Here is a 13734-nt window from a genome sequence, read left to right on the forward strand (position 1 = left end):
GCGGTGACCAGCCCGCAGCCTCCGTCGGTGTCGGGCGTCCCGTGCAGGAAGCGCGCCAGCAGTCAGGGTGCGGCCTGCTGCAGGCCGTCCCAGGGGTGCACCTTGGACACGGTGTCCGCGAGCCTGCCGATGCCCTCGTCGATCGACACGGCCGGATCCTCCACCAGGCCGTCGGTGTAGAGGGCGAGCAGGGAGCCCGGGGGTGCGCCGAACGTGTGCACGTCGAACGGCTCCCGCAGCGCGAACTCGGCACCCAGGCCGGGGTGAGGGCGGACCGCGAGCGGGCGCGCGTGCCCGTCCGGGGAGACCAGGACCGGGGGGAGGTGGCCGGCGCTGGACAGCGCCAGGTGGTGGCTGACCGGGTCGTAGAGAGCGATGCAGCAGGTCGACCCGAGGGCGCTGTAGCCGGCCGCCAGCCCGGACTCCCTGTCGTCCAGCAGCGTCACGGTCTCGTCCAGGTGCTCCAGCACCTCGTCCGGCGCCAGCCCCGCGGACAGCAGTGCGCGGGCCTCCATGCTCAGCTGACCCATGGTTGCCGCGGCTCCCAGGCCGTGCCCGACGACGTCACCGACCACCAGCGCGGTACGGCCGTCCGGCAGCGGAAAGCTGTTCACCCAGTCGCCGCCGACGCCCGCGCTGTCGGGGGTGGCGGGCTGGTAGATGCTGGCGATCTCGATGGTGTCGCCGCCGGTCCGGGGCAGCAGCCGGCTCTGCAACGCCAGCACCTGCGTGTGCTCGCGCTGGTGCTGACGGGCCAGGTCGACGTGATGGGCGGTTCTGGCCACCAGTTCCTGCAGGTCGAGCAGCTCGCTGTCGCGGAAGGGGCGGTCCGCCCGCCGCCAGACCTCCGCCACGCCCAGCACGACGGGTGGCGCGCCGTCCAGGACCAGCGGTATGCACGCCACACCCGCCGACCGGTCACCGGGCACCAGGGCACGTATCACTCGCGGACTGCCGAGCACCCGCTCGACCGCCTCCCGGTCGGGTAGGACGATGGCCTGCGGCGCATCGGCCCGCCGTACCGCGCGCGCCAGCAGACGACTCGCGTCGCTGGGAAGATCGTCGCCCGGAGTCACGTAACCCTCGGGCCACGCCCGGTCCGGCACCAGGGCCGCCCGCCGCAGCCGGATGCGCCCCTGCCCCTTCTCGGTGACTCCCTCACCCGTCCACACGGCGAAATCGAGGTCGATGGCGGCCACGTCTCCCCAGGCCAGCAGGGACTCCGCCAGCGACTGCGCGGTCTCGCCGATGTCCAGCGAGGTGCCGATCGCGGTCTCGGCGGCGTACAGGTGCAGCCTCCTGGCCATGGCGATCACGGAGACGGTCAGGCCCTCCTGAGGCACCGCGGCGGGCAGGATGCTCATCGAGACCACCAGCTCCGACCCGTCGCCGCGCCGCAGGCGCTGGATCCGGGCTACGTGCGCCTCACCGGTCTCCAGGACCTGCCGCAACCACCGTGTGACCGTCGGTACGTCCCCGGGAGGCAGGAGATCGACGAAGGGACTCCCGGCCGCGGCGTCCAGCCCCGCGAACACGGGGGCTTCCAGATTGCAGCGGGTGATTCTCAGGCCCCTGTCCAGGTTGACCACGCCGAGAATCTGATCCTGACGGCCGGCTGCCGGGTTGTCGGGTACGCGCTGGTGGGTGGTGCCGTTCCCCTGCGCGTCGGCAGGACCGGCGGCCGCTGCCGCTCCGCCGCGGGGGATGTAGCGACCCAGGGCGCTGCTGACCATGCCGAACGGCGAAGAGGACGAGGGGGTGGGTGTGGAGTCCATGCGGCCCTCTCGGCAGTCCCCGGCGAAGCGCCGAGGCCGTACTCGGACCCGTGCGACGGGGCCCCGAGATCCCTGACCGCACACCTCATTGAATAACACCGGGCGTCGCTTCGCCCACACCAGCGGATCGCGCGGTGAACACGGACCGTGAGGAATGCCGCGGCACCGACGCGGCCCCCGCGCCGCCCCCGGCGCGTCCGCCGAACGCCCTGGTCCCCCCGGCCGACGAGCCGTCGCCGATGGAGCGATGAGATCCGTCCGAGGCGGAGGCCCTGGACAAGGCCATGATCCGGTCGGGACCCCGGGTCTGCGTCTTGAACAGGAGGCACGAGCTGTCGGTGGTGTGGCGGAGCACGCCCCAGGGCGGGCCGCCTTTCATCTCAGGTGCCGGGGCGTGCGCGAGAACACTCGGAGGCTACTCCCCGTAGTCGCCGTATCCGAGCAGCGGAGCATTGAGAGTCATCTCATTTGGTAAGTCTGCGGTAGCGGATGAGGGGGTGCAGGCGATGCTGTGAAGACCAGGAAGTGCTCGGCTTCGCGCTCGTAGCGGCGGCGCAGTCGACAGTATCCGGCGAGCCAGGACATCGGGCCTTCCATGGTCCAGCGGTGACCGCCCAGGCGGGTTGAGGACTCGATGCCCTTGCGGGCGATGCGATGCCTGATGCCCCACTCGCGTAACCAACCGGTCCGCTCGGTGATCATGCGGATCTTCGAGCCGTACTTGCCCCGGTCGACAGGATTCGGACCGGTCAGTTCCCCCTTCGCAGGGCCCGCATGTTCACCGAGTCGATCGCGCAGCGGGACCAGTCCAGCTCACCGCGGGAGCCGAGCTCGTCGAGGACCAGGCGGTGGAGCTTGGGCCACACCCTGGCATTCGTCCACTCGGCGAAGCGCCGGTGAGCCGTCGCTCCCGACGGCCCGAACGACGCGGACGGCAACTGCTGCCACGTGCAGCCCGACGTGGCCACGAACACGATTGCGGCCAGCACCTCCCGGTCACCGTGCCGGCGCCGGCCGCCGCCCTGAGGCCGGGTCGGCGCCTCCGGCACCACGCGCTGGAACAGGTCCCACAACTCGTCCGGCACCAGCCGCTCAACGATTCCCACGCAGGCAGGCTACCGAAGTAGCCAAATGAGATGAGGTCTCAGCCGACACACCGCGCCGTACGTATGCGCCCCGTTGGTCCATCGAGACCCGCCACCTTGCAGTCCTCCGCCGCCTGACAGAACCGAACTTGACGACCCCTTGACTCCGCTGTTGCCAGCAGATGAAACTTCCGCGTGTCGAAAATGGGATCCCATTATTCGGAATCTCGCTCTGCTCGGAAGGACGCGCATGGAAGCTCCACCGGTAGGAACGAAGACGGACGCGAGCCCGCGGCACCGTCAGTTGGAAGACACGCTCGACCGGATCGGCGTCACAGGAGCGCACCGGCAGATCGGTGCAATGGTGCTGCTCGGCGTGTTCTTCGACGCGCTGGAACAGAACGCGGTCGGCCTGGTGGGGCCCGTACTGCAGGAGTCGTGGGGGACCTCGGCCGCCGAGCTCGGGTTCTTGAACACCATCACCTTCACCGCCGCGGCCCTCGGCCGGCTGACCACCGGCATCATCGGCGACAAGCTGGGCCGCCGGGCCATGCTCACGGTGAACCTGCTGCTGTTCTCGCTCGGTGCGCTGATCTGCGCCTTCGCCCCCGTCTACGGGGTGGTGGCGATCGGCCGGTTCATCGTCGGCTTCGGTCTCGGCGGTGAGATCGCCATAGCGGTGACGATGATGTCCGAGTTCTTCGCAGCCCGGCACCGCGGCACCGCCGTCGGGATCATCAACGTCACGGCCGGCGGACTCGGCAACATGCTCGCCCCCGCATTCGGTGTCCTGGTCTTCACCATGTTCTCCGGACCCGACCGCTGGCGCTGGCTGTTCGGGCTTCTCGCGGTGCCCGCGCTGCTGGTGCTCTTCTACCGCCGGTTCGTACCCGAGACGCCTCGCTACCTGCTGTCGCGAGGCAAGGTCGACGAGGCCAACCTCGTCCTCAACCGCCTCGCCTCCGGCAAGCTCCGCGGCGAATTCGGAGTGCCGAAGCAGTTCATCACCGCGGTCGACAGCGGCGAACGGATCGTCCCTGAACGCAACCGGCTGCGTGACGTCTTCGCCGGAGTGCTGAGGCGGCGCACCCTCTCCCTCGGCGTCGCCGTCTGCATGTCGTACGGCGCGCAGATCTCGATCCTGTCCCTGATGCCCACCATCCTGGTGGCCCAGGGCCACAGCATCACCAAGTCGCTGGTCTTCACTCTGGTCATGCAGTCCGGTTCGCTGGTCGGGGCCCTTGTCGCCTCCACCGCGGCGCGGTACGTACGGCGCAAGGTCGTCCTCACCGTGGCCGCCGCACTGGGATGCGCAGCGGCGTTCTCCTTCGGCTTCCTGGCCACCGACGTCGCGCTGATCCTCATTCTCGGCGCGGCCGTCAACTGTTGCATCATCACGCTGAACACCACGATCTGGATCTTCGCTCCCGAGCAGTTCCCCACCCGCGTACGGGCGTTCGGTACGTCGATCATCCTGGCCCTCGGCTCGCTCGCCGGCGGACTGACACCCCTGCTCGCCGGTGCCGCTTTCGACTCCTACGGCATGGCCGGCATGTTCACCCTGCTCGGCATACTCTTCGTGGGCCTCGCCATCGCCGTACAGATTCCGCCGGAGACGTTCGGGAAGTCCATGGAGGAAGTCCCGGCCAAGACATCCGCCCGCCCCGAACACGGCGACACCGCAGGCAGCGAGGCGGACACTACGCCGACGGGCGCAGCGGACGGCACCTCGGAGAGCGGCAAGTGAGCGTCATAGCCCTGATCAATCCCAACACCTCTGAGCCCACCACCCAGATGATGGCGAGGATCGCCCGACGCACGCTGCGCCCGGAGGACGGGTTCGAGGTTCGTGGCATCACCGTGGCCGAGGGACCCTCGATGCTGGTCAAGGAGAACTTGCTGCGGGCCTCAGGGCCGCACGTGGTTGCCGCCGTAAGACGGTTGCTCGCAGGTCCGGACGGGGAGCAGATCGCCGCCCTGGTGGTCGGTGCGTTCGGCGATCCGGGAATCGAACAGTTGCGCGCGGAGGCCGCAGTTCCTGTCGTAGGGATCGCTGAGGCGGCCATGGCGGAGGCGGCAGCGGGCGGACGCCGCTTCGGGATCGCCACGACAACTCCCGGTCTCGTCCGCGCCATCGCGGCACGTGTCGACCAGCTCGGCCACTTCGCCCAGCACACCGGCATACGGCTGACCGCCGGCGACCCACACGAGTTGGCGGCCACCCCCGAGCTGATGCGAGAACGCCTGGCCGAAGCGGTCGAGGCATGCATCACCGACGATGGCGCCCAAGCAGTGATCATCGGCGGCGGACCACTGGGCGAGGCAGCCGAGGCACTGCAGGGCCGCTTCCCGGTGCCGGTCATCGGACCGATCCCGGCGGCGTGCAGAAAGGTACAGCGAGCGCTGGCCCGCACCCCCATCGGCAGCGTCAACGAAACAGCCGAACACCCTGCCTGACGCGGTGCGAGCAGAGGGCTGACAAGCCGAGCCGTAGAGCCCTCCCGACTGTCGACCGACCCGGTGCGCCCTTACCGACCAGGAGCTTCGGACACTCATCCACCGTCCTCGTAGGGTTCTGTCACCCAAGGCGCCAGGTGACAGAACCCTACGATTGGCACGATCCACCCGGCAGAGGACATGGTCGCCAACAACTCGTGGAAGCCGGCCGGCCACGGTCAGACACCGCACCGCGGCTTCCGGCCGGTACCCTCCTACCTCGCGGCCTCCAGGACCCCCCTACCGGAAGCCGCCGCCTCCTTGACGGCAGCCTTCGCCGCGGCCGTTTTCGCGGCCGCGCCCTTCTTCCGCCCCCGCGGTCCGGTGCCGAAAGTGGCCAACCGCGCGGCCGCCGGCGCTGCGGCCCAGGTGCACCCGCCCCATCCCGCCGTGCCCGGCCCGGCCGAGCAGCCGGTAGGGCTCCACGCCCGCCGGTTCCTCCGCCTCCGGCGGCAGCCCTCCCCCGTGGCCGCGCTCCAGGCGAGCCCGGAGGGTCAGATGACGCCCTGGGCCAGCATCGCGTCGGCCACCCGCTCGAAGCCGGCGATGTTCGCACCGGTCACGTAGTCGCCGGGGGCGCCGTAGCGCTCGGCGGTCTCGTGGCAGGTGGCGTGGATGTCGCTCATGATCTGGGCGAGTTCGCCCTCGACCCGCTCGGCCGTCCAGGACGTCCGGGCGTGGTTCTGCGCCATCTCCAGCGCACTGACCGCGACGCCGCCCGCGTTGGCCGCCTTGCCGGGGCCGAACGCGACGCCCGCCCGCTGGAACAGGTGGACGGCCTCGGGGGTCGTCGGCATGTTGGCGCCCTCGGAGACGACCTTCACGCCGTTGCGGATCAGGGCCGCGGCGTCGTTCTCGTCCAGCTCGTTCTGGGTGGCGGACGGCAGCGCGATGTCGGCCGGCACCTCCCAGACCCGTCCGTTCGGCACGAAGCGCGCCGAGGAGCCCCGGCGCTCGGCGTAGGCGTCGACGCGGCCGCGCTCGACCTCCTTGATCTGCTTGAGCAGCTCCAGGTCGACGCCCTTCTCGTCGACGACGTAGCCCGACGAGTCCGAGCAGGTCACGGCGTTGGCGCCGAGGGCGGTCAGCTTCTCGATGGTGTAGATCGCGACGTTGCCGGAGCCGGAGACGACGGCCGTCTGCCCCTCCAGGTCCTCGCCGCGCTCGCGCAGCATGGCCCCGGCGAACAGCACGTTGCCGTATCCGGTCGCCTCAGGGCGGATGAGCGAGCCGCCCCAGCCGGTGCCCTTGCCGGTGAGGACGCCGGCCTCCCAGCGGTTGGTGATGCGGCGGTACTGGCCGAACAGGTAGCCGATCTCACGGCCGCCGACGCCGATGTCGCCGGCGGGGACGTCGGTGTGCTCACCGATGTGCCGGTACAGCTCGGTCATGAAGGACTGGCAGAACCGCATGACCTCGGCGTCGCTGCGACCGTGCGGGTCGAAGTCGCTGCCGCCCTTGCCACCGCCGATGCCGAGGCCGGTCAGCGCGTTCTTGAAGATCTGCTCGAAGCCGAGGAACTTGATGACGCCCAGGTTCACCGAGGGGTGGAAGCGCAGGCCGCCCTTGTACGGGCCGAGCGCGCTGTTGAACTCCACGCGGAAACCGCGGTTGACGTGCACGCGGCCGTGGTCGTCCTGCCACGGCACGCGGAAGACGACCTGCCGCTCGGGCTCGCACAGGCGCTCCACGAGTCCCGCCTGCGCGTACTCGGGGCGGGCCGCGAGCACCGGCGCGAGGGTCTCCAGGACCTCGTGGGCGGCCTGATGGAACTCGGGCTGCGCGGGATTGCGGTGTTCGATCTCGGCGAGGAGGTCGTTCAGGAGGGTCTGCGTCTCGGATCGAGTCGTCACAGAAGGCCTTTCTGGCGCGGCTGTCACCGGATCCGCTACGGGTGCGGCTCGCTCGGGTCCGGTCCACTGATGGGTGCTACGGCGCCATTGCCGCACACGGGACACGCTAAGTGTTACGCGCATGTAAACCTGCAGCCAGAGTCCGGGGCTCCGACTGCTCACGATGTGAGACCGCGGAGAGACCGTCGAGTGACCGCCGGGAGACGGGCGGGAGACGGTGGGAGACCGGCGGACGGGGCCCGGATCCGATCATCTGGAGGTCATCACTTCCCGCGCGGGCAGGGCAGGCGTGCTGGGCGGCGGCACCCCGATCGGCAGGAGTCCGACGGTGGCCGGCAGGGCGGCGACGCCGTGTTCAACGACACTCAAGATAACGACACTCAAGATGCCGATATCGGGGGCGAGTTGACGACATACTGTGTGCGGACGGTTTCGGACGCATGCCAGTGAGCGACGGCCGTCGGTTGGCGGACACCTTGCCGATGAGTGCATGCGAAGGTCCTCCCGGTCTCTCGCGGCCGAGTCGCCCGGGAGGGCCGTCGGACGCGGTCAGGGTCGGGGCCAGGTTGCAGGCGGGTGAGTTCGAGTGCCCGAATCGCGGGAGTGTGCTCGCGCCGCGGGGCTGGGTGCGGCAGCGGGTGCGCGTCCTCGGGGGTGGGGCGGATGCCAGCAGGAAGGAATGCCGATCATGATCCTCCCGAAGGTCAGGGACCCTCGCTTCGTGACGATCCGCCGCGGTGGGACCCTCACTGATTCGGATCACCATCTCCTCGCCCTTTGGGCGGCGGCTTGCGCGGAGCACGTCCTTGACCTCTTCGAGTCGGCTCGGCCTGAGGACCCGCGGCCGCGCCAGGCGATCGAGCATGCCCGCGCCTGGGTGCGTGGCGAGGTCAAGATGATGCAGGCCCGCGCGGCGGGCGGCCATGCAATGGGTGCGGCTCGAGACCTGCGTGGCGCGGCACGGCATGCCGCTTACGCCGCCGGCCAGGCCGCGGTCGTCGCACACGTCGCCGCGCACGAGCTCGGTGCGGCCGCCTATGCGATCAAGGCCGCACGCGCTGCCGCGCCAGAAGACGAGAGTGAGGCCGCAGGGCGACTCGAGTGCCAGTGGCAGCGTGACCAGCTCCCGGAGGCGATTCGCGAGCTCGTACTCGACGACCAGCGATTGCGGAACGACATCTGCTGGTCGGTGTTCGACTGCTGAGCGCGCGTCGGGCGCCGGAACCGTCCACACGAAGCTGATCGCCGTCACCGCTCGGTCTCCGAGCCATCCCGGACGCGGGCGGTTGCCGATCACCGGCACCTTGCCGAAGAAAACGGCGCCTCACCGGCGACGCCCAGCCGGAAAACCACCCGACGGGGCGTCGCCGTCGGAATTCGCCGGCATCGTGAACACCGCATTCGTCGGCTTTTTCAACGCGCGCAACAGACGCCGTACCCGGCGGATATCCGGGCGGCGGATCCTCCGCGCGTTCCACGCCGCTTTGCGCGTTCGTCGAGCTCCATCACCCCCGGGGCGCGCATCATCGAAGGGACGGGAGACCATCGACGAGGAGTGGCGATGAGGTTGTCGTTCCTTGAACCCCTCTACGCGGAGCCGGGCCCGTTCGCCTCCGTGTACCTGGACACCTCCCGAAACGTCGAGCACCCCGAGCGGGCGATCGCGCGGCGCTGGGGGCGGCTGCGCGAGAGCCTGTCCCGTCAGGGCTCGGAGCGGGCACTGCTGAACGTACTGGAGGAGGTGGTCGGCGCCGACACAGAGGTGCCGGGGGTGCACGGTCAGGCCATCTTCGCCGCCCACGGCACGCTCGTCCTGGACGGGGAACTACCCAGGCCGCCCGAGCACGACTCCGCGCGCTACAGCACCCTGCCGGACGCGATGCCCCTGGTCACCCAGCACCTGCCGGAGATCCCCTACCTGGCCGTAGTCGTCCACTACGGCGGCCTTCCGACCGCCGAGACCCATGGCTGGGTGACTCTGGAGGCGGAGACCGGCACCTGGCCCGCGTCCACGGTCACCCCGGGTGAGCGGCTGCACCACAGGGTCGCGGTGGCGACCTGGCACAGCGCCTCCCTCCGCCTGGGTCACCTGCTGGACGAACGGGCGCGGCGCGCCCATGCCGACGCCGTCGTGGTGGGCGGGGACGAGTGGGCGTGCAACGTACTGATCCGCCGCCTGCCGCACACCCTGCGGGACAAGGTCGTACGCGTGGGCGGCCGGACCCCCACCGACACCGGACGCGCCCTGTTGGAGCCGCAGCTCGACGGCGTCTTCCGCGGCCGCATGGCCGCGCACGACCGGGAACTCGTGGACACCTTCATCGGCCGGCGTGCTCTGGACGGACCCATGACGGACGGACTGACCGCCACCGTCGCCGCCCTCCAGCGTGGCCAGGTCGCGGCGCTGCTGCTGAACCGACCGCCAGGGTCTTCGCTGCGGCTCTGGGCGGGCTCCCAGCCCACTCAGCTCGCCCTGACCGAGGCGGAGCTGATGTCCTTCGGTGTGCGGGCCCCGCGCGAGGAACGCGCCGACGAGGCCCTCGTCCGGGCCCTCGTCGGCACAGGTGCCGAGCTGGTCGTCGTGCCGGAGAGCGAGCTGAGGCTGCACGAGGGCGTGGGCGCCCTGCTGCGGTACACCGACCCGGGGACCCCGTCCTGACGCCGACGCGCGGCGCCTCCCGGATCACGGGCGGCCCCTTGCGCCCGACCGCCCCGCATCGCGCCGCGCGCGGGACATGCCGACACTGGGCTGGAGCGGGAGCGCGGCGCGATGAGCGGCGGATGGGGCACCTGGACAGGAGCGGGAGCGGCGTGGAGGAAACGGACGTTTCGATCACCCCGCCCAGGACCTGGGCGGTATGCGTGCCGGCGGTCGCCGACCCGCTGCGGTACTCGATGGAGCAGACGACGGTCCGCCGTACGGCGCCGACACTGCTCAACCCCGACCGGACCAAGAGCTTCGACTGCCCGGGCTGCGCCTGGCCGCAACCGGACCCCGCTCACCGGCACCGCGACGAGTACTGCGAGAACGACGGCAAGCACGATCACCCCGCGCGGCTTCCGGAACGCACCACGTCCGGGACTGCCTGCGCCACCGCCACGGCCCCGCGGTCCGATGGCCCGTGAAGGGACCCCCGAGGATCTGGTCCGCGCGGCCCGCGCCGTGGGCGTGACCGACGCCCGTCTCCTGGAGGCCGTACGGAGCATCCCGCGGGCGGAATTCGTCCCCGCCGACGAGGTGGCATCCGCGTACCGGGACACACCCGTTCCGCTCCCCCACGGGCAGGTGACCACCCAGCCCTCGCTGGTCGCCATGATGGTCTCCGCTCTCGGCCTCACCGGAGACGAACAGGTCCTGGAGGTCGGGACCGGATACGGCTGGCAGACCGCGCTGCTGGCCCGCTTGGCCGCGTACGTCGTCAGCGTCGAGCGCTGGCCCGACCTGGTCGACGAGGCCCGCCTGCGGCTGGCCGGGCAGGGCGTCGGCAATGCCGAGGTCGTACTCGGCGACGGCACCCTCGGGATGCCGACCCGTGCCCCGTACGACGCCGTCATGGTCTGCGCGGCCTTCCCGCGAGTGCCTGAGCCGCTCGTGGATCAGCTCCGCACCGGTGGGCGGCTGGTCCAGCCGATCGGGCAGGGCGGGCAGGAGCGTGTCGAGCTGTACGAGCGGCGGGCCCACGACCTGGTGCACCGCAGGACGGTCACCGCGGCCCGGTTCGTCCGGCTGTACGGCGCCCATGGCTATGACCAGCGGTGACACGCTCATCGCTGATAGGTCCCGACCAGGGTGCCGGAGGCCAGCTCCCTGCCCTTCAGGGCACGGTGCACGTCCTCGGCGCCCGGATGGCCGTGCAGCGGCAGCGGCTCGGACAGGGCGTACAGGCGGAAGAAGTAGCGGTGCGGCCCGTGCCCCGGTGGAGGCATCGGCCCTCCCCAGCCCACGCGGCCGAAACCGTTGGGCCACGGCAGGCCTCCCTGGGGCTTCTGGCCCTCCGCCGCCCCGGTGGTCCCCGGATCGATGCCGGTCACCAGCCAGTGCAGGAAGGTCGTCCCCGGCGCGTCCGGGTCCTCGCACAGGAGCACCAGCTCCGTGGCCTCGTGGGGCACCCCCGACCAGGTCAGGGGCGGTGAGATGTTCTCGCCCTCCCCGCTGTAGCGACGGGGGATCACCGTTTTGTCGTCGAACGCGGTGCTGCTGAGTTCAATTCCGCTCATGCGCGCCGCCATACCCGCAACGGCGGCACCGGCACCGGTCCCCACCCCAAAACCCCCACTCGGCCGAACCAACCCGGGCCGCCTCCGGAGGCGGGGGTGAAGATGGCAGTGTGCCGACAAGGATCCTGCTCGAGGGCCGCCCTGGCGCGGGCAAGACGACCGCCCTGCGTCGGCTCGCCGCGCTGCTGCCCACCCACGCGGCCACCGGCTTCACCACGGAGGAGATCCGGCAATCCGGCGCCCGCGTCGGTTTCGCCCTGGAGACCCTGGCAGGCCGACGGGCAGTGCTCGCCCATGTCGACCTGCCCGGTCCGCCACGGGTGGGGAAATACGGCGTAGACCTGAGCGTCATGGAACGACTGGCGCTTCCGTCGCTTCGGCCGGCGGCAACCGAGGAGGCAACAGGGCGGCTGGTGCTCATCGACGAGCTGGGGCGGATGGAACTGACGTGCACGGCGTTCCGGCACGCGGTCGCCGCGCTGTTCGTCGCAGAGGTCGATGTCGTCGCCACGGTCCACACGCACCGCGATCCGTTGACCGACGCCCTCAAGCGGCGCGCCGACATCGAGGTCGTCCAGCTCACTCCGGCGAACAGGGACGTCCTGCCGGGGGAGCTCGCGGTCCGGCTGCAGCAGCCCCGGACGCACGGAAGGCCTCCCTCTCACGGATGAGAGACCGGCCTGCGACCTGCTGAAAGCGGAGTCGGGACGACAGGATGCGAAGTCGCCCGGTCGGTGCGACCGGCGGCGCCCACTACCAAGGGTCAGTGCCTGCCCCCACCGAGTACGCGGCCGGCATCGCCTTCACCACCCGGTTCGGCGCCCGCCCCTCCCCTGCCGTCAGCTCCTGGTGCGAGTTCGACCTCCGGCATCCGCCGGAGCGCATAAGGAATCCACGTGCGCTCGGCGGGCGGCTCAACCGCGCTGAGCGCGGATGAGGTCGCGGTACCACGCGAAAGACGCCTTCGGGGTGCGGACCTGGGTGTCGTGGTCGACGTGGACGAGACCGAAGCGCTGGTGGAAGCCCTCGGCCCATTCGAAGTTGTCCATCAGGGTCCAGGTGAAGTAGCCGCGCACGTCCACACCGTGGGCCACGGCGGCGTCGACGGCCTGAAGGTGGGTGTCCAGGTAGTCGATGCGGTCGAGGTCGAGGACCGTGCCGTCCGCGTCGACGACGTCCTCGACCGAGCAGCCGTTCTCCGTGATGTAAACCGGCGGGAGTGCCGGGTATCGCTCCTTGAGGCCGACGAGCAGTTCCCGTAGCCCGTCGGGGACGACGGGCCAGTCGAAGGCCGTGCGGCGGTAGCCCTCGATGGGGGCCTCTTCGAACGGCAGCCCCTCGGACGCCGGCGCCTGGATCCGGGTCGGGTTGTAGTAATTGATGCCGAGCGCGTCCAGGGGGGCCGAGATCAGTTCGAGATCGCCGTCCCGGACGGAGCCGCCGAGAGTGGCGTCCGCGCCGAAGGCCGACAGGTCGGGGTAGGTGCCCGTGAGGATCGGGTCGTTGAACAGGCCGTTGTGCAGGTTGTCGTAGGCTCGCGCGGCGGCGTGGTCGGCGGGAGAGTCCGAGGCGGGCCAGACCGGGGTGCAGTTGTTGGCGATCATCACCTGGAGGCCGCGTGCCCGCAGCTCCCTCAGCGCCAGGCCATGGCCGAGCAGTTGATGGTGGGCGACCGGCAGGCAGTCCAGGAACAGGGTTCGGCCCGGCGCGTGGGTGCCGAGGCCGTATCCCCAGACCATGTGGACGAACGGCTCGTTGAGGGTGATCCACTTCTGGACGCGATCACCCAGCCTGTCGGCCATGACGGCGGCGTACGCGGCGAAGAGGTGCGCGGTGTCGCGGTTCAGCCAGCCGCCGCCGTCCTCGAGGCCCTGTGGGAGGTCCCAGTGGAACAGGGTCGGGACAGGTTCGATGCCGCGTGCGAGCAGACCGTCGACCAGCCGGTCGTAGAAGTCCAGACCCTTGAGGTTGACCTCACCCTTGCCGGTCGGCCGGATCCGGGGCCAGGCGATGGAGAAGCGGTAGCCGGTGAGGCCCGCCTCGGCCATCAGCGCGAGGTCCTCCTCGTACCGGTGGTAGTGGTCGCAGGCCACGTCACCGGTGTGCCCGTCGCGGATCGTGCCGGGGCGGGCGGTGAAGGTGTCCCATACCGACGGTCCTCGACCGTCCTCCCTGGTGGCGCCCTCGATCTGATACGACGCCGTCGAGGCGCCCCAGATGAAGTCCGCGGGCAGATGGTCCAGTGTCACGTCTGACCTCCTAGAACATGAGCAGAACTCACGTTAGCCTGCTCGATGGGATGATGGA

Annotated in this window: 10 protein-coding genes and 2 pseudogenes; 7 read left to right on the forward strand and 5 right to left on the reverse strand. The window is 70.5% G+C overall.

Going from position 1 to position 13734, the window contains the following annotated elements:
- Positions 1-68: 68 nt before the first annotated feature.
- Both ACWD5D_RS41745 and ACWD5D_RS41750 read right to left on the reverse strand, forming a co-directional pair.
- Positions 69-1775, reverse strand: a pseudogene (locus ACWD5D_RS41745) (SpoIIE family protein phosphatase); the annotation flags it as partial.
- A 464-nt stretch (positions 1776-2239) separates the two neighbouring features.
- Positions 2240-2881 (reverse strand): annotated as a pseudogene (locus ACWD5D_RS41750) (transposase).
- Positions 2882-3110: 229 nt separating this feature from the next.
- Here ACWD5D_RS41750 and ACWD5D_RS41755 point away from each other — a divergent pair.
- Positions 3111-4607 carry an MFS transporter gene (locus tag ACWD5D_RS41755; protein WP_451377986.1) on the forward strand — a complete coding sequence of 499 codons (1497 nt, stop codon included), beginning with the start codon at positions 3111-3113 and terminating at the stop codon, positions 4605-4607.
- Complete coding sequence (locus tag ACWD5D_RS41760; protein WP_451377987.1) at positions 4604-5317, forward strand: aspartate/glutamate racemase family protein; 714 nt, start codon at positions 4604-4606, stop codon at positions 5315-5317. The genes ACWD5D_RS41755 and ACWD5D_RS41760 overlap by 4 nt, the downstream gene beginning before the upstream one ends.
- A 533-nt stretch (positions 5318-5850) precedes the next feature.
- Here the strand turns inward: ACWD5D_RS41760 and gdhA are convergent.
- Positions 5851-7209 (reverse strand): NADP-specific glutamate dehydrogenase, encoded by a 1359-nt coding sequence (gdhA, locus tag ACWD5D_RS41765; RefSeq protein WP_451377988.1) that lies wholly within the window; start codon positions 7207-7209, stop codon positions 5851-5853.
- A gap of 688 nt (positions 7210-7897) precedes the next feature.
- Here gdhA and ACWD5D_RS41770 point away from each other — a divergent pair.
- The 4 genes from ACWD5D_RS41770 to ACWD5D_RS41785 all read left to right on the forward strand — a co-directional run bounded on the left by ACWD5D_RS41770 (position 7898) and on the right by ACWD5D_RS41785 (position 10969).
- On the forward strand, positions 7898-8413 hold the full coding sequence (locus ACWD5D_RS41770) for a putative immunity protein (protein WP_451377989.1): 516 nt from the start codon (positions 7898-7900) through the stop codon (positions 8411-8413).
- A gap of 357 nt (positions 8414-8770) precedes the next feature.
- On the forward strand, positions 8771-9868 hold the full coding sequence (locus ACWD5D_RS41775; RefSeq protein WP_451377990.1) for a baeRF2 domain-containing protein: 1098 nt from the start codon (positions 8771-8773) through the stop codon (positions 9866-9868).
- Between the two features lie 152 nt (positions 9869-10020).
- Entirely contained in the window at positions 10021-10335 is a 315-nt protein-coding gene (locus tag ACWD5D_RS41780; protein ID WP_451377991.1) for a hypothetical protein, read from the forward strand.
- Positions 10325-10969, forward strand: coding sequence for a protein-L-isoaspartate(D-aspartate) O-methyltransferase (locus ACWD5D_RS41785; RefSeq protein WP_451377992.1), 645 nt, complete (start codon positions 10325-10327; stop codon positions 10967-10969). Before ACWD5D_RS41780 ends, ACWD5D_RS41785 begins: the two co-directional genes overlap by 11 nt.
- 5 nt (positions 10970-10974) lie before the next feature.
- Here ACWD5D_RS41785 and ACWD5D_RS41790 read toward each other — a convergent pair whose 3' ends face one another.
- Positions 10975-11427, reverse strand: coding sequence for a YbhB/YbcL family Raf kinase inhibitor-like protein (locus ACWD5D_RS41790; RefSeq protein WP_451377993.1), 453 nt, complete (start codon positions 11425-11427; stop codon positions 10975-10977).
- A 110-nt stretch (positions 11428-11537) separates the two neighbouring features.
- Between ACWD5D_RS41790 and ACWD5D_RS41795 the strand changes: the two genes are divergently transcribed.
- On the forward strand, positions 11538-12098 hold the full coding sequence (locus ACWD5D_RS41795; protein ID WP_451377994.1) for a nucleoside-triphosphatase: 561 nt from the start codon (positions 11538-11540) through the stop codon (positions 12096-12098).
- Positions 12099-12341: 243 nt separating this feature from the next.
- On the opposite strand, the gene ACWD5D_RS41800 is transcribed toward ACWD5D_RS41795, so the two are convergent.
- Positions 12342-13676: a GH1 family beta-glucosidase gene (locus ACWD5D_RS41800; RefSeq protein WP_451377995.1), complete on the reverse strand. Its 1335-nt coding sequence runs from the start codon at positions 13674-13676 to the stop codon at positions 12342-12344.
- Positions 13677-13734: the final 58 nt, after the last annotated feature.

The sequence above is a fragment of the Streptomyces sp. NPDC002520 genome, assembly GCF_053595235.1.